This window comes from Sphingomonas bacterium (assembly GCF_028292945.1).
In the GTDB taxonomy this organism is placed as follows: Bacteria; Pseudomonadota; Alphaproteobacteria; order Sphingomonadales; family Sphingomonadaceae; genus Sphingomonas.
Map to the genome: position 1 here is coordinate 1 of NZ_JAQGLJ010000025.1, position 15,308 is coordinate 15,308.

The 15,308-nt window shown below is 67.8% G+C and carries 15 protein-coding genes and 1 pseudogene; 9 read left to right on the forward strand and 7 right to left on the reverse strand.

Annotated elements, in window-relative coordinates; genetic code table 11:
* The 3 genes from JWN21_RS03240 to JWN21_RS03250 form a co-directional block, all read left to right on the forward strand.
* Nucleotides 1-495: class I tRNA ligase family protein (locus JWN21_RS03240; RefSeq protein WP_299646174.1), on the forward strand; the 495-nt coding region annotated here is incomplete at its 5' end.
* Nucleotides 492-1,049, forward strand: a complete 558-nt coding sequence (locus JWN21_RS03245; RefSeq protein WP_299646176.1) for a signal peptidase II — start codon at nt 492-494, stop codon at nt 1,047-1,049. The genes JWN21_RS03240 and JWN21_RS03245, both read left to right, overlap by 4 nt.
* Entirely contained in the window at nt 1,042-1,482 is a 441-nt protein-coding gene (locus JWN21_RS03250; RefSeq protein WP_299646179.1) for a DUF3035 domain-containing protein, read from the forward strand. Before JWN21_RS03245 ends, JWN21_RS03250 begins: the two co-directional genes overlap by 8 nt.
* A gap of 171 nt (nt 1,483-1,653) precedes the next feature.
* On the opposite strand, the gene JWN21_RS03255 is transcribed toward JWN21_RS03250, so the two are convergent.
* The 4 genes and pseudogenes from JWN21_RS03255 to JWN21_RS03270 all read right to left on the reverse strand — a co-directional run.
* The gene (locus tag JWN21_RS03255; RefSeq protein WP_299646181.1) at nt 1,654-2,496 is read right to left on the reverse strand and encodes a TorF family putative porin; all 843 of its coding nucleotides are present in this window, start codon (nt 2,494-2,496) and stop codon (nt 1,654-1,656) included.
* A 153-nt stretch (nt 2,497-2,649) separates the two neighbouring features.
* Entirely contained in the window at nt 2,650-3,852 is a 1,203-nt protein-coding gene (gene metC, locus JWN21_RS03260; RefSeq protein ID WP_299646182.1) for a cystathionine beta-lyase, read from the reverse strand.
* 120 nt (nt 3,853-3,972) lie between these two features.
* Nucleotides 3,973-4,812: a 3-mercaptopyruvate sulfurtransferase gene (gene sseA / locus JWN21_RS03265; RefSeq protein ID WP_299646185.1), complete on the reverse strand. Its 840-nt coding sequence runs from the start codon at nt 4,810-4,812 to the stop codon at nt 3,973-3,975.
* Between the two features lie 22 nt (nt 4,813-4,834).
* Nucleotides 4,835-5,168 (reverse strand): annotated as a pseudogene (locus tag JWN21_RS03270) (hypothetical protein); the annotation flags it as partial.
* A 189-nt stretch (nt 5,169-5,357) separates the two neighbouring features.
* On the opposite strand from JWN21_RS03270, the gene queF reads away from it, so the two are divergent.
* The 4 genes from queF (at nt 5,358) to JWN21_RS03290 (ending at nt 9,948) form a co-directional block, all read left to right on the forward strand.
* Nucleotides 5,358-5,816, forward strand: coding sequence for a preQ(1) synthase (queF, locus tag JWN21_RS03275; protein WP_299646186.1), 459 nt, complete (start codon nt 5,358-5,360; stop codon nt 5,814-5,816).
* 103 nt (nt 5,817-5,919) lie between these two features.
* Nucleotides 5,920-8,184, forward strand: coding sequence for a glycosyltransferase family 4 protein (locus JWN21_RS03280; RefSeq protein WP_299646188.1), 2,265 nt, complete (start codon nt 5,920-5,922; stop codon nt 8,182-8,184).
* Between the two features lie 46 nt (nt 8,185-8,230).
* Complete coding sequence (locus JWN21_RS03285; RefSeq protein WP_299646190.1) at nt 8,231-9,517, forward strand: glycoside hydrolase family 130 protein; 1,287 nt, start codon at nt 8,231-8,233, stop codon at nt 9,515-9,517.
* 77 nt (nt 9,518-9,594) lie between these two features.
* The gene (locus tag JWN21_RS03290; RefSeq protein ID WP_299646192.1) at nt 9,595-9,948 is read left to right on the forward strand and encodes a 4-fold beta flower protein; all 354 of its coding nucleotides are present in this window, start codon (nt 9,595-9,597) and stop codon (nt 9,946-9,948) included.
* On the opposite strand, the gene JWN21_RS03295 is transcribed toward JWN21_RS03290, so the two are convergent.
* A complete protein-coding gene (locus JWN21_RS03295) occupies nt 9,949-11,895 on the reverse strand; it encodes an OPT family oligopeptide transporter (protein ID WP_299646194.1) in 1,947 nt (648 codons plus the stop codon). It abuts the gene before it with no gap.
* A gap of 207 nt (nt 11,896-12,102) precedes the next feature.
* On the opposite strand from JWN21_RS03295, the gene JWN21_RS03300 reads away from it, so the two are divergent.
* Nucleotides 12,103-13,389, forward strand: coding sequence for a homoserine dehydrogenase (locus JWN21_RS03300; protein ID WP_299646196.1), 1,287 nt, complete (start codon nt 12,103-12,105; stop codon nt 13,387-13,389).
* Nucleotides 13,390-13,632: 243 nt separating this feature from the next.
* On the opposite strand, the gene JWN21_RS03305 is transcribed toward JWN21_RS03300, so the two are convergent.
* Together JWN21_RS03305 and JWN21_RS03310 are read right to left on the reverse strand one after the other, a co-directional pair.
* Nucleotides 13,633-14,094 carry a hypothetical protein gene (locus tag JWN21_RS03305; RefSeq protein ID WP_299646198.1) on the reverse strand — a complete coding sequence of 154 codons (462 nt, stop codon included), beginning with the start codon at nt 14,092-14,094 and terminating at the stop codon, nt 13,633-13,635.
* Nucleotides 14,095-14,139: 45 nt separating this feature from the next.
* Nucleotides 14,140-14,568 carry a CoA-binding protein gene (locus tag JWN21_RS03310; RefSeq protein WP_299646200.1) on the reverse strand — a complete coding sequence of 143 codons (429 nt, stop codon included), beginning with the start codon at nt 14,566-14,568 and terminating at the stop codon, nt 14,140-14,142.
* 188 nt (nt 14,569-14,756) lie between these two features.
* Between JWN21_RS03310 and JWN21_RS03315 the strand changes: the two genes are divergently transcribed.
* Nucleotides 14,757-15,308 carry a F0F1 ATP synthase subunit delta gene (locus tag JWN21_RS03315; RefSeq protein WP_299646242.1) on the forward strand — a complete coding sequence of 184 codons (552 nt, stop codon included), beginning with the start codon at nt 14,757-14,759 and terminating at the stop codon, nt 15,306-15,308.

Here is a 15,308-nt window from a genome sequence, read left to right on the forward strand (position 1 = left end):
TATTGCGACGCGTCTGCGGACCCGAAGCGGCGCGCGTACCGCACCGTGCTCGACACGCTGTTCCACGCGCTGGTGCGCTGGGCAGCGCCGGTGCTGCCGTTCACGGCGGAAGAGGTGTGGCAGGCTCGGTTCCCGTCCGAGGATGAGTCGGTGCATCTGCTCGAATGGCCCGAACTGCCGTTGCACGATCCCGATGCGGCGCTGGCGGCGAAATGGCGCGATGTGCTGGCCTTGCGGGCGCAGGTGACTGAGGCGATCGAGCCGTTGCGGCGCGAGAAGACGGTGCGGTCGAGCCTGGAGGCGGAGGTGCATGTTCCCGCGCTACCGCTGCCGCAGAACGAGCTGGCGGAGGCGTTCATCGTCGCGCGCGTGGGCGAGGGCGAGCTTGCTGTCGCGCGCACTGACTATGGCAAGTGCGAGCGCTGCTGGCGGCATCTGCCTGATGTGACGGCGGACACCGGGCTGTGCGGTCGCTGTGCGACGGTGATCGCGTGAAGCCGTTCCCGCGCGCGGCGCTGATCCTCGCCGCGATCATCTTCGTCGTCGATCAGGCGGTGAAATACTGGATCACCGTCGGCCTCGATCTGGATTATCTGAGCGCCAGCCGGGTGGTGACGTCGTTCTTCAACCTGACCTTCGTAACCAATTGCGGCGTGTCGCTGGGGCTGCTGGGCGACTACACCGACAGCGCCTGGGTGCGCGTCGCGCTCACCGTCGTCACCTCGGGCATTGCCGCTGCCGTGTTGGTGTGGCTGTTTCGCGAGCGCAACGCGACCGATCGGCTGGCCTTGGGTGCGGTGTTCGGCGGTGCGATCGGCAACATCATGGATCGTGTGATCCCCGAAGACGTGCTGGGCAAGGTGACTGCCGGTCCCGTTGCCTATCCGGGCTGCGTGATCGACTATGCCGATCTGCACTTCGGCGCATGGCGGCCGTTTTTGATCTTCAATGTCGCCGACGCGGCGATTACGATAGGGGTGCTCGTGCTGCTCGTGCGCGCCCTGCTCGGGCGTGACAAGCGCGCCCCAACGGAGAGTTCCCATGCGTAAGTACATGACGTTCGTGGCGGGTGTAGCCTGTGTCGCCCTGCTGGCCGGCTGCGGCGGTCGCCGGCTCGGCTCCGGGCCGGATGAATTCGCCGTCGCACGTCAGGCGCCGCTGGTGATCCCGCCCGATTACGCACTGGTCCCGCCACAGCCGGGTGCCGCGCGGCCGCAGGACAACAACCCCTCGCAACAGGCGCTGGACGCGCTGTTCGGCGGGTCGGCGCCGCGCAGCGCGCTGGAGACGGGCGTGATCAGCTCGGTGGGTCGTGACGCGGCCGAGCCGGGCATCCGCTCCTCGGTCGACGCGCGCACGGTGGTGGTCGACAAGGGGTCGACGACGCGGGATATCGTTGCCGCACCCGAGGGCGACGGGCAGGATGCGCGGGCGAGCGCGACGGGAGCGGTGGCGACGCCTGTGCCTGCTACGCCGCAGTAATCATGTCGCATCTTCACCCCTCTCCCGCTTGCGGGAGAGGGACAGGCGCGTCAGCGCTAGGGTGAGGGCCTGGCACGGCCCGAGCGCACTTACCTTGAACCCGCGTCGTGCCCTCACCTGACTGCTTCGCCGTCTGTCCCCTCTCCCGCTTGCGGGAGAGGGTTGAGGGACTCAGAAGCTGAAGCCGACATATCCCAGCACGGTCGCGTCGCGACCGAGCTGCTTGGCGAACTTGCCGATGCCCGCCACGTTGCGGCCGGTGATGTCGGTGTCGACATAGCTGACACCCGCCTTGAACGGCCCGTGGACCAGTTCGGCGGTCAGCGACCAGTCGTAGTAATCGTCGTCGAGCGGCGTCGGATTGGCGAGGCCGAGCGAACCGTTCGAATAGCCGACATGCGCCTTCAGCGTGAGCGGGGTCGACGGAACGCCGATGCTGCCGTCCAAGAAGGCGTAGATGTTGTCATCCTTGCCGCCCGTGAAATCGAGCCCGTCCTGCCCGCCCCAGGCATAGGCGACGCCCGCCTTGGTCGCGACCGGACCGATCGTGTAGGTCACCGAGGCATAGGGCTCGAAAAAGTCCGTGTTCAGCCCGCTCGCGCCGTCCGGATAGTAGTAATAGAGCAGGCCGACATCGACCCCGACGCCGCTGGCGAAATTCTTGGTGTAGCCGCCGTACAGGTCGAGCTCGACGTCGCCATAGTTGGTCAGCGCAGGCGTGGACCCATCGGAACCGCCATCGATCGTGGAACCCCAGACGCCGACATAGAAGCCCGACTCATGGTTGAGGTTGACCGTGCCCTGGATCGCGGGATCTTCGTTGGTCTGGGTCAGCCCGCGGAAGCGATAGTCGGAGGTCAGCGTCGCGCCCCCGGTGACCTTCAGGGCTGGCGGCGGAGCCGTATCGCCCACGGCATCGGTCGGCGTGTTCGGCGGACCGACGGTTTCCTGCGCGAACGCGGGCGAGGCGACGGCGAGCGCAAGGCTGCCGCAGAGGAGATGGGTGAAGCGCATCGGGTTCCCTTTCGGATAAAGCGATGTCCCCGCCTGCTCGCGCGCGCCGCTTCTGATCGAGCGACGTCTTCGCGGGGTTACAAATGGCATCCCCGCATAGCCTCGGCAACGACTTCCATGCCAACCGCGCCGCTTTCTGGACGAGTTGTTGCTTTACTGCCGCAGTGCACCATTCCATGCGTGGAACCCGGCGGTCAGGTCGGCGATCAGATCGGCGGGGTCTTCCAGACCGATCTGCAGGCGCACCATCGGGCCAGCGCGCACGCTGCGGGTGACGCTGCGATGGCGTTCGGGGTCGACGGGCAGCGCCAGGCTTTCGAAGCCGCCCCAGCTGTAGCCGATGCCGAACAGCCGCAGTGCATCGACGAACGCGACGCGCGCCGCGTCGGTGCCGCCGTCGAGGACAAAGGAAAACAGCCCGCTTGCGCCGGCGAAGTCGCGCTGGAAATGCTCGTGTCCAGGGCAGGTAGGAAGTGCCGGATGGAGCACGTCCGCGACCTCGGGCCGGCCTTGCAGCCAGTGCGCGATCGCCAGCGCGCTGCGGCCGTGCTGCGCGAGGCGAACGGCCATGGTGCGCAAGCCCCGGCTGCCGAGCCAGCAATCGTCAGGGGCGGCCACCTGGCCGATCTGATGACTGGTGTCGCGCAGCCTGGCCCAATACTCTGGTGTCGCGGTGACCGAGCCGAGCATCGCGTCGGAATGGCCGACGACGTACTTCGTGCAGGCGAGGATCGACAGGTCGATGCCGTACTTGATGGCGGGAAACAGCAGCGGCGTCGCCCAGGTGTTGTCGAGCAGCGTCACCACCCCCCGCGCCCGGGCGGCGGCGGTGATCGCGGGCACGTCCTGTACCTCGAAGGTAAGGCTGCCGGGACTTTCCAGCAGGATCGCCCGCGTGGCGGGACCGATCAACTCGGCGATGCCGGACCCTATCAGCGGGTCGTAGTAGCGTGTGGTGATGCCCATGCGCTTGAGCAGACCGTTGGCAAGGCTGCGGGTCGGGTCATAGGCGGTGTCGACCAGCAGCAGCTCGTCGCCCGGCGACAGCACCGACAGGAGCGCGGCGGCGATGGCGGCCACGCCGGACGGGTAGAGGAAGGTTGCTTCGGCGCCGGGTTCCAGCTCGGTCAGTGCGTCGGCGAGCGCCCACTGCGTCGGCGTGCCACGACGGCCATAATAGAGCTTGTGATGCGAGTCCCTGCCGGCAGCCGAGCGCAGGTGGGCGACGTCGTCGTAGAGGATGGTGGAGGCGCGCCAGACGGGCGGGTTGACGATGCCTCCCGTCCACTCCGCGCGGCGGCCGGCGGTGACGACGCGCGTAGCGGGGGAGAGGTCGTCTGAGTTGTCCGCTGCCATCAACTACCTCGTCATGCTGAACTCGTTTCAGCATCCATGCGAGACACTCGCCGCAAGCGATCCGCTCGTGAATACCGTCGCGCGTGGATGCTGAAACAAGTTCAGCATGACGGAAAACGGCTAGGCCCCCCCCATCACCTTCACCGTGCCCTTGTCCGCGCCCCATTCGCTCCAGCTGCCGTCGTACAGCGCGGCGTCCTTGCCGAGCAGGTGCAGGCCGAACGCAAGCACGGAGCCGGTGACGCCGGAGCCGCAGGTCGCGACGATCGGCTTGTCCAGGTCGATGCCCGCAGCCTGGAACGCCGAACGCAGCGCGTCACCCTGCTTGTACGTCCCATCGTCGTTGAGGATGCCGGTATAGGGCAGGTTCTTCGCGCCCGGCATGTGGCCGGCGTGGGTCGCCGGGCGCGGATCGGGTTCCTCGCCGGTGAAGCGCGCGGCGGAGCGGGCGTCGAGGATCTGTTCGTCCCCGCTCTCCAGCAGCGCCTTCATCTGATCGAGCGAGCGCACGCCCTTCTGGTCGGCCCAGACGGTGAAGTGACGGTGGCGGAGCTGCTCCTTGCCCTGTGCTAAGTTGCGGTTCTCGGCCCTCCACTTCGCGAGGCCGCCGTCGAGGATCGCCACATCGTGTGCGCCAAAGGTGCGCAGCATCCACCATGCGCGTGCCGAGGTCCGCCAGGGCGAATCGTCGTACAGCACGATGCGGCTGCCATCGCCCAGCCCGAGGCTCTGCATGCGGCTGGCGAACTTCTCCGGCGTCGGCAGCATCATCGGCAGGTCGCTGTCGGTGTCGCGCAGCTCGCCCAGGTTCATGAACACCGCGCCGGGGATGTGCCCCTGCTCATATTCAGCGGCTGGGTCGCGCCCGAGCGACCCGTCGACATAGGTCGCGTCCACCACGCGCAGATCGCTCGCGCCCAGCTCGCCCGCCAGCCACTCGGTCGTCACCAGGGCATCCATCGCGCTTCTCCTTGTCGGGTGGTCAGTAGCCGCCGGGACCGCCGGCGTCGAGGTTGTCGAGGAACGCCGCCGCCTGCGCGCGGGTTTCCGGTTGCGCGTTCGCCGACCAGCGCCCCCAGTTGCGATAGGGCATGGTGAGGCGCGGGTTGCCGCCGAGTTCGGACATGCGGTTGATGTACGAGGTGGTGGGCGTGGGCCGTGGCGAGCGTTTGGCCCAGCGCCTCGCGCTGGCAGTGCATGTCGGTGTCGGCGGTCCCGTACCAGCCCGGCAGGTTGCGCGTGTGACCAAGTAAGTTGCGGTGGACGTAATCCGGCCCCTCGCGCCAGTAGATGCCGCGCATGAACTCGCGCCAGCCGAATCGGTAAGCGCGTGGGCCAAGAAAGTGTCGGCTTGAGCCTGCGCATCACCATCAGCACGACCGTCTTGACCTGGTCGGCACCGGCGAGCGAGCTGATGGCGGCGAGAGCCGATCGCCTGGCACGGGGACGAGGACGGTCATCGGCGTCGCTTCTTATTCGGTGCTGCACCCGCTAAATAAGACGGCATGACGGACGCCAACATGCCCCTCCACCTCGGTCAGGCCAGTCGATTACCTGCATCACCGGCCGATGCCGTGCTCGACTATGTGCCCAACCCGCGCCCCGGCCGGACGTATCTGGTTCGCTTCGCCGTGCCGGAGTTCACGTCGCTGTGCCCGGTGACGGCGCAGCCGGATTTCGCCCACCTCGTCATCGATTACGTGCCCGCGGAGACGATCGTCGAATCCAAGTCGCTCAAGCTGTTCCTGGGGGCGTTCCGCAACCATGCCGCGTTCCACGAGGACTGCACCGTTGGCATCGGCGAGCGGCTCGTAAAGGAGATGAAGCCGGTCTGGCTGCGGATCGGCGGCTATTGGTATCCGCGCGGCGGCATTCCCATCGATGTGTTCTGGCAGTCAGGTCTGCCGCCGGCCGAGCTGTGGCTGCCGGACCAAGGCGTGCAGCCCTATCGCGGGCGCGGTTAGCCACGGGCAACGGTGTTGCAATGCAGCATCCGTGCAACCATCTGATAATGGAGTCGTTCATCATCGAGCAAGGTTGACGATCGGGGAGGCTAAGGGGCTGAACATGGCGCAGGCGACGGGTGAAATCAGCAAGCTAGCGCTGATCGGCAACTTCCTGCCGCGCCAGTGCGGATTGGCGACCTTCACCACCGATGTGTTCGAGGCGATGCGCGCGCGTTTCCCGGATATCGCCATCGATGTTTATGCGATGGACGATCATCCGGGCCGCTACGCCTATCCGCCCGAAGTTACCTGCGCGATTCCCGACCAGGACCTGTCAGCCTATCTTGCCGCCGCGCGGCAGATCGAGGCCAGTGGCGCGTCGGCGATATGGCTCCAGCACGAATACGGCATCTTCGGCGGGCCGGCGGGCGAGCACATCCTGACGCTGCTCGACCGCACCACCGCGCCGGTGGTCGTCACGCTGCACACGGTGCTCGAAGAGCCGAATGTCGATCAGCGTCGGGTGATGGAAGGCCTGCTGCGCCGCGCCGCGCGGGTCGTGGTGATGGCGGAGCGCGCGCGTGACCTGCTGACGCGCATCTATGGTGCCAACCCGCATCAGATCGTGATGATTCCGCATGGCGTGCCCGACCGCGCGCTCGCCGAGCCCGACACGCTGAAGGGTCGGTTCGGCTGGGATGGCCGCAAGGTCGTACTGACCTTTGGCCTGCTGTCGCCGGGCAAGGGCATCGAGACGGTCATCGAGGCGCTGCCCGCCGTGGCGGAGCGTCACCCGGACCTGCTCTACGTCGTGCTCGGCGCGACGCATCCCAATCTGGTGGCCCACGAGGGCGAGGCGTATCGCGACCGGCTCAAGGCGCTGGCCGACGAGCGCGGGGTCGCCGACCACGTCGCCTTCATCGACGAGTTCGTCCTTTACGACCGGCTGCTCGATTATCTTCAGGCCGCCGACCTGTATTGCACGCCGTACAAGAACCCGGCGCAGATCACGAGCGGGACGCTCGCCTACGCCGTGGGTGTGGGCAAGGCGGTGGTCTCCACCCCCTATGTCCATGCCAGCGAGATCCTGGACGACGACCATGGCGTCCTGGTCCCGTTCGACGATGTCGCAGGCTTTGCGGCCGAAATCGAACGGCTGTTGTCCGATGATGCGGGCCGCCGCGCGCTGTCCGAGCGTGCCTATGCGCGCGGGCGGACGATGACATGGCCGCGGCTCGCCGAGGCGACGCTGAGCGCGACGCGCGACGCGGTCGCCAGCCGGCCGCGTCGGCTGGCCGCGCGCGTCACGCCGCCCAAGCCGCTGCGTCCCGACATGGCGGCGGTCGAGCGGATGAGCGACGCGACGGGCATGCTGCAGCACTCGATCTATTCGGTGCCGGACCGGCGCCATGGCTATTGCATCGACGACAATGCCCGCGCGCTGATGTTGATGATGGCGGTGCCCGACGCCGACCCTGTCTGGCGCGACAAATGGACGACGATCTACGCCTCGTTCCTGCAATATGCCTGGAACGCCGACGCGCGACGCTATCGCAATTTCATGCGCTTCGACCGGACCTGGTGCGAGGACGTCGGGTCCGAGGATTCGAACGGTCGCACCTTGTGGGCGTTGGGGGTGACCGCGCGCGACGCCCGCGAGGTAAAGCATCGCGACTGGGCGACGTTGTTGTTCGACGAGACCGCGAGCCTGGCGCTGGACCTGCAATCGCTGCGTGCGCAGGCGTTCGCGATGCTGGGCGCCGCGGCGATGCTTGAGGCGCGGCCGGGACATGAGCTGTCGCTGTCGATCCTGCGGCGTTTCCCCGACGCGCACATGGCGATGCTGGAGGAAACGCGGCGGCCGGAGTGGCAGTGGTTCGAGATCGTGCTCGCCTATGACAATGCTCGTCTGCCCCAGGGGCTGATCGCGGCCGGGCGCGCCCTCGACCGTCCGGAGCTGATCGCGTGCGGGGTGGCGACGCTGCAATGGATTTGCGACAAGCAGACCTCGCCCGAAGGCCGATTCCGTGCGGTCGGGACCGAGAGCTTCCATCGGCCCTATGCCGAGCCGCTGAAGTTCGATCAGCAGCCGCTGGAGGCGCAGGCGACGGTGGACGCCTGTGTCGAGGCGTTCCGCGCGACGGGCGACCGACATTGGGTGGCAGAGGCGCAGCGCGCTTATGGCTGGTTCCTGGGGTCGAACGATCTCGACCTGCCGCTCGCGTCGAGCGACGACGGCGGCTGCTTCGACGGGCTGATGCCGACCGGATTGAACCGCAATCAGGGCGCGGAGTCGATTTTGGCGCTGCAACTCGCCTCCTGCGCAATTTCAGGGCTTGGAAAGGCGCGCACGAACGTGCCAGAACCCGTCAACGCCGCAGCGTAGCCTCGTCTCGCTGGTGGCCGGTGGTGTGACGGCAGGCGAGGCGTTCTTGATCGATCTCAGTTATCACGACATGCGTCTGCATGCCGATCCGTCGCGGGTCGTGGTGCGGCCGTTCCATATCGCCTGGGGCGGTCACGGCGGCCCGCCCAGCCGGACCGAGCGGCTGGTCGGCGAGGTGCTGCGCATGAGCCCTCAGGAAGCGCGCAACCAGCTGGAAACTGTGCTCAAGGATTTCGAGGCGCGGCACTGGCAGACCCGGCGCGTGTTCATGACGCGCTACGATCAGATCGAGGACATGCTCGACCTCAAGGGCGAAGAGATCGGCGACGAGAAGCGCCAGCTGATCGGCGCGTATTTCTGTCACGAATACAGCTATGCCGCCGCCGCGCTGATGAACCCCAGCGCGGTGCCGCATTTCGACCAGTCGGGGATGCCGGCGGGGTCGCAGCGCATCCTGATGTCGATGCGCGCGGTGGGCGAGGGACACATCTCGTCCGTCGCCTTCCGCGAGGGCATCATCACCAGCGACGGCAAGCTGAAGCTCGCGCCCGAGCCACCGTTCGCGACCGCGACCGACACCATTGACACCGTCGAGGGAGAGATGCCGCAGGGCGCGGTGACGGTGCACCGGCATCGCGACAGCACGCTGTCCGGGACCGTCATCTTCCCGATCACGCAGGCGCAGTCCAAGGGGCTGGAAGACCTGCGCCTCGTCCGCTTCGTTCATGACGACGGCACGGCCGAGTGGATCGGAACCTACACCGCGTATAATGGCTCCGTCATCCAGTCGGAGCTGATGCGCACGCGCGACTTCCGCGCGTTCGATCTGGTGCCGATGACCGGCGGGGCGGCGCGCAACAAGGGCATGGCGCTGTTCCCGCGCAAGGTGGGCGGCGAGTATATGATGATCGGCCGGTCGGACGGCGAGAACCTGTTCCTGCTCAAGTCCGACAAGCTCGACCATTGGGAGGACGGCGCGAAGATCCTGACGCCCAAGTTCGGCTGGGAGCTGGTGCAGATCGGCAATTGCGGGCCGCCGATAGAGCTGGACGAGGGCTGGCTGCTGCTGACTCACGGCGTCGGCGCGATGCGCAAATATTCGATCGGTGCAGCACTGCTCGACAAGAACGATCCGTCCAAGGTGCTGGGCCGGACGGTCGAGCCGATCCTCGCCGCCAAGGATCAGGACCGCGAGGGCTATGTCCCCAACGTCGTCTATTCCTGCGGCGCGATCCGCCACGGCGACCACCTGTTCCTGCCCTATGGCATCGCCGACAGCTCGATCGGCTTCGCGTTCGTGCCGATCAAGGATCTGGTCGACGCCATGAGGTAAGGCGGCGCGGGGTCATCGCCTCCGAAACGGATCAAACGTTCGTTGACCGCAAGCGCAGGTAAGCGTGTTTGGCGCCTATGGAGTTCTTCGATCGCCACGGCATAGCGACGTGTTATTCACCGGACGGCGAAACCATATATCTGTGGTCAGGAGAGCCGGTCGGATATTTTCATAACGATCAGATCTATTCTTTTCGTGGTCGCCTGCTGGGATGGCACGAAAATGGGTGGTTGTACGATCGTGTAAACAGGCCCGCTCTGTTCTCGCAGGATGCTACCGGCGGCCCGGTCAAGCCGGTCAGGCAGGTCAAGCCGGCCAAGGGTGTCCGCAAGGTGAAGCCGGTCAAGGGCGTGAGGCAGGTCGCTCACGTGCGGCGTGTCCGAAGCACGAGCTGGTCGGAATACTCTGGCGCAGGTTACTTCAATCAGTAGCTATCCGCGTACGGCCAGCCGCGTGCGGCGATAAAGCCACGCGAGCAGCGCGCCGAACAGCGCCAGGCCGACGAACAGCCCGCCGGTCTCGAACTCAGGGCCGATCAGCGCCAGCGGCGCGTCGCTGCCGGTCGAATAGACGATGCCGGCGAAGATCACGCCCCACAGGGAATCGCCGACGATCATCCCCGTCGCGGTCAGCACGCCCATGCGGTGCGCGTAGCCGGGATCGCGCTGGCGCCTGGCCCAGCCTTCGTACGCCGTGCCGATCACCGCCCCGACGACGACCGGCAGGGTGACCGCCATCGGCAGGTAGATGCCGAGCCCTACGCCCAGCGGCGGCAGGCGGAGCTTGCCAGCGCGGCCGAGCAGCTCGTCGGCCAGCACCACGGCTACGCCTACAGCCGCGCCATAGCCGATCATGGTCCAGTTGAGATCACCGCCCAGCACGCCCTTGGCCAGCGCGGAGATCAGCGCCGCCTGCGGGGCCGCGAGCGCGTTCGGCCCTGCGCCGGGCATGCCGGCAAAGCCGAAGGAGGTGACCATCAGCTGCAGCACGGGCGGCACCACCACCGAGCCGAACAGCACGCCGATGCACAGCGCCACCTGCTGCTTCCACGGCGTCGCGCCGACGAGTTGGCCGGTCTTCAGGTCCTGCAGATTGTCGTTGGAGATGGTGGCGACGCCGAACACGATGCCGGTGACGATCAGCGCATAGGCGACCAGCGCGTCCGTGGTCGCGGGCGGCTGATCCCGACCGAACAGGCCCACCAGCATCAGCCCGGCCGCGAGCACCGCGAGGATGCCGATTCCCGACACGGGCGAATTCGACGCGCCGATCAGCCCCGCCATGTAGCCGCACACCGCGGCGATCACGAGGCCGATCACGACGACGAAGACGAGCGCGCCGGCGACCAGCAGCGGCGCGGACCCCTCCAGCGGTCCTCCCACCAGCGTCGACCAGAGCAGCCACGCAACCGGCAGAAGGATCACCAGCGATCCGCCCGCGATGACGGGGAAGGGCAGGTCGCGCTCCTCCAGCGGCACTTCCTCGCCGTCACGCGCGCGGGATGCGGCGATGGAGGAGGCGACCCCGCCGATCACCGGGCCGGCGATCTTCACCAGCGTCCACAGCGCCGCGACCCCGATCACGCCCGCGCCCATGAAGCGCACGTCGCTGCGGAACACGCCGGTCACCCACGCCGATACCTCGCCGGCGGCGGGCGCGGCGGCGGTCAGTAGCGGCAGCGCGATGCCGTAACTGATGATCAGCCCTGCGAGCATGGCCAGCCCGACCGACAGCCCGACCAGGTGCCCGACGCCGACCAACGCGAACGACAAGGTGCCGGACACCATCGATGCACCGTCGCCGAGGCGGAAGAAGCTCGACGCTTCCTCGGCCGCGAGCCGGGTCTTGGTCAGGATCGCAAAGCCGGCGGCGACCAGTGCGTTGACGACGATCACCTTGAGCCCCGCAGCACTTTCCGCCTCGCCCTCGCGGCTACCCTCGCCGATCTTGAGCACGGCGGCGGCGGCGTGACCCTCCGGATAGGGAAGATCGCCGGCGACGACGAGCGCGCGCCGCAGCGGCACGGAGAACATCACGCCGAGCAAGCCGCCCGTCGCCGTGATCGCGGCCGTGGTGACGAACGGAAAGCCGCTCCACCAGCCCACCATCACCAGCCCCGGCAGCACGAAGATGATCGCCGCCAGCGTCCCCGCCGCCGACGCGACCGTCTGGACGATGTTGTTCTCCAGGATCGTCGCGCCGGGCAGGTAGCGCAGAATGGCCATCGAGATGACGGCGGCGGGGATGGAGGTGGCGAAGGTCAGCCCGACCTTCAGCCCCAGATAGACGTTGGCGGCGGTGAACAGGAGGGTGATCAGCCCGCCGAGCAGGATGCCGCGCAGGGTGAGTTCGGCGACGGGTCTGGCGAGGGTGCTCATCGCCACAGCATGGCGCATTCTGCTGGCGCCGCACAACACTCCGTCACCCCGGCCTTGAGCGGGCATCCAATGCGGTGCCGAGCGACACCTCCCGATCAGCAGCGTTGTCGGCGCTCCGCGCTGGACCCGGGCTCAAGGCCGGGGTGACGGAGTTTGGGTTGCTCTGCCGTGGCCGGCCACTTACGCGATCCGGATGAGGAACAGCAGATGACCAAACCTTTGCGGATCGCTTTGGCAGGCCTGGGCACCGTTGGCGGCGGCGTGGTGCGGCTACTCGACGCCAATGCCGAGCTCATCGCGAGGCGGGCGGGGCGCGCGATCGAGGTGGTGGCGGTGTCGGCGCGGGACCGTTCCAAGGATCGCGGCTTCGACCTCGATCGCTTCGCCTGGGTCGACGATACCGCCGCGCTTGCAAGCCACGACGCCGATGTGGTGGTCGAGCTGATCGGCGGCGCGGACGGCCCGGCGCTGACGCTCGCGCGGGCGGCACTAGCAGCGGGCAAGGGGCTGGTCACCGCCAACAAGGCGATGCTCGCGCATCATGGGCTGGAGCTGGCGCAGGCGGCGGAGGCGGCGGGCGCGGCGCTGAAATTCGAGGCGGCGGTGGCGGGCGGCGTGCCGGTCGTGAAGGGCATCCGCGAAGGCGCCGCGGCGAACGCGCTCTCCCGCGTCTATGGAGTCCTCAACGGCACCTGCAATTTCATCCTGTCGACGATGGAGAGCACGGGCCGCGACTTTGCCGACGTGCTGGCGGAGGCGCAGGCGAAAGGCTTCGCGGAAGCCGATCCGAGCTTCGACATCGACGGGGTGGATGCCGCGCACAAGCTGTCGATCCTCGCCAGCCTCGCGTTCGGTACGCAGCCGGCATTCGGCGCGGTCGAGGCGAGCGGCATCCGCGCGGTGCTGGCGGCCGACATTGCGGAAGCCGCGGCGCTCGGCCATCGTGTGCGGCTGATCGGCGTGGCGGAGGAGACGGCAAACGGTCTGTTCCAGCGTGTGCACCCGCATCTGGTACCGCTCGACCATCCGCTCGCGCATGTCACCGGATCGACCAATGCGGTGGTCGTGGAGGGCAATTTCGTCGGCCGGCTGCTGTTTCAGGGACCGGGGGCCGGCGACGGTCCGACCGCGAGCGCGGTGGTGGCCGATCTGATCGACATCGCGCGCGGCGAATGGGGGCCGCCCTTCGCGATGCCGGCGGCGGCGCTGGTCGAGGCGCGTGCCGTCGATAGCGGCGAACGCAGGGCGCGCGCGTATCTGCGGTTCGCGGTGGCAGATCGCGTCGGTGTGCTGGCGGAGATCGCAGCGGCGATGCGCGACGCGGGGGTGTCCATTGCATCGCTGATCCAGCGGGAAGCCCATGCGGATGGCACGGTGCTGGTGGCGATCGTGACGCATGAAGGGCCGGAGCGGTGCGTGGCGGCGGCGCTGGAGCGACTGCGCGGCAGTGCGAGTCTGGCAGGGCAGCCGCTGTGGATGCCGATTTTAAGTTAGGGAGTAGGGAGTGGGGAGCAGGCGGGCGGAGCAGGGAGCAAGACCAGCGCCCCAGCCCCTCCCCGGCAAAAGCCGGGGCCCAGTCGACGGCCGGTAGTCAGACCTGCGCCTGATGGTGAGCAGCGGAACCAATCTCCTCTGCGCTGATGAACCGAGCCATACCCCGCGCAGCGGACTGGGCCGCGGCGTCCGCCGGGGAGAGGTGAAATCGTCAACGAGCGAAGCTCAGTTCATCCTGCTTCCTCAACGTTCCAGCCGTCCCGCCGGCGCGGCCGCTGCCAGATCGATCGCGACCCGCTTGTCGCCATCGTGCTTCTTGGCGCGTGCCTCCCTCCGGTCCTTCAATGCATTGCCGACGCCGGTGATCGCCGCGCCGAGCATCTGGCCGATCGGCGGGCCGAAACCGACCTGACAGCCGCCCTGCAGCGTCGCGCAGGGCGAGCGTTCCGCGACCAGCGCGCCCGTGCCGGTCTTGTACGGGTTCGACGGCACCGGCCGGTCGGGCACCACCTCGTCGGGCAGCGGCAGGCGCTGCGAGGTGGACAGGTCCTTGCCGCACACCACCACTTCCTTGCCGTCGCGCTCGATGGGCGCGCAGGGCTGCGCCAGGATCGAGAACCGCTCGGGTGGCGCCGCGCCCATCCTGGTGACTGGGGCGGCCGTTATTGGCGGCGCGGCCTGGAGCAGGAGGGCGAGGAGGATCATCGGCGCAACCTGCGCCTCGTTTGCGGCTCTTTCTAGGCGACCCCGTCAGCTGATTGGCGCGACTCCCAGCCGCGGAATTTCGATCGCCGGGCAGCGGTCCATCACCACCTTCAGCCCCGCCGCCTCGGCGCGTGCGGCGGCGGGCTCGTTGATCACGCCAAGCTGCATCCACACGGCCTTGGCGCCGATCGCGATCGCCTGATCCACCGCCTCGCCGGCCGCGTCCGAGCGACGGAAGATATCGACGATGTCGATCGGATCGCCCAGCTGCGCCAGATCGCGGAACACGAACTCGCCGTGAATATGTTCGCCGGTGATCTGCGGGTTGACCGGGATCACGCGGTAGCCGTGCCGCTGCAGCGTCGCCATGACGCGATAGGAGGGCCGGTCCGGCCGGTCGGACGCGCCGACCAGCGCGATGGTGCGGGCCGATTCGAGCAGCGCCGTGATATCGGCATCGTTGGTAAGCGGCATGAACGGTTCTCCTCCCGCTGCAACGCGGGGCGCACCGCTTCTATCCGCCGCCCCGGCTTGCATCGGGCGGTGCCCTTTGCTAACCGGCCGGCATCTCACGGGGCAGGTGCTTTTGCGCCATTCTTTGCCGCGTGAACCAACCCGCTGACGACAGGGACGACAATCGCGTGGAGGCTTCCAGCGGTAATATTGGTGGCGGCGGAGTGCAGGCGAGCCTGGGCGGCCGCTACGCGCTCGCGCTGTTCGAACTGGCTTCGCAGGCGAAGACGATCGGGCAGGTCGAGGCTAGCCTCGCCTCCGTCCGCGACGCGCTCGACCAGTCGGACGATTTTCGCGCGCTGACGAACAGCCCGATCGTGCAGCGCGGGCCTGCGACCAAGGCGGTGCTGGCGACCGCCGACAGTTTGGGCGTCGACGCGACCACCAAGAGCTTTTTGGGCGTGCTGGCGGAGAACCGCCGGCTGGGCCAGCTGCCTGCGATCATCCGCGCCTTCCGGCTGCTCGCCGCGCGCCACCGGGGCGAGGTGACCGCCGAGGTGACCAGCGCGCATCCGCTCTCCGACGATCAGGTCGTCGAGCTAAAGCAGCAGCTGCGTCAGCGGCTCGGCCGCGAGGTGTCGGTCGACCTGTCGGTCGATGCCGACCTGCTCGGCGGGCTGGTGGTGCGCATCGGCTCGCAGATGATCGATTCTTCAATCCGTACTCGACTGAATGCGCTCTCCAGCGCGATGAAAGGCTAA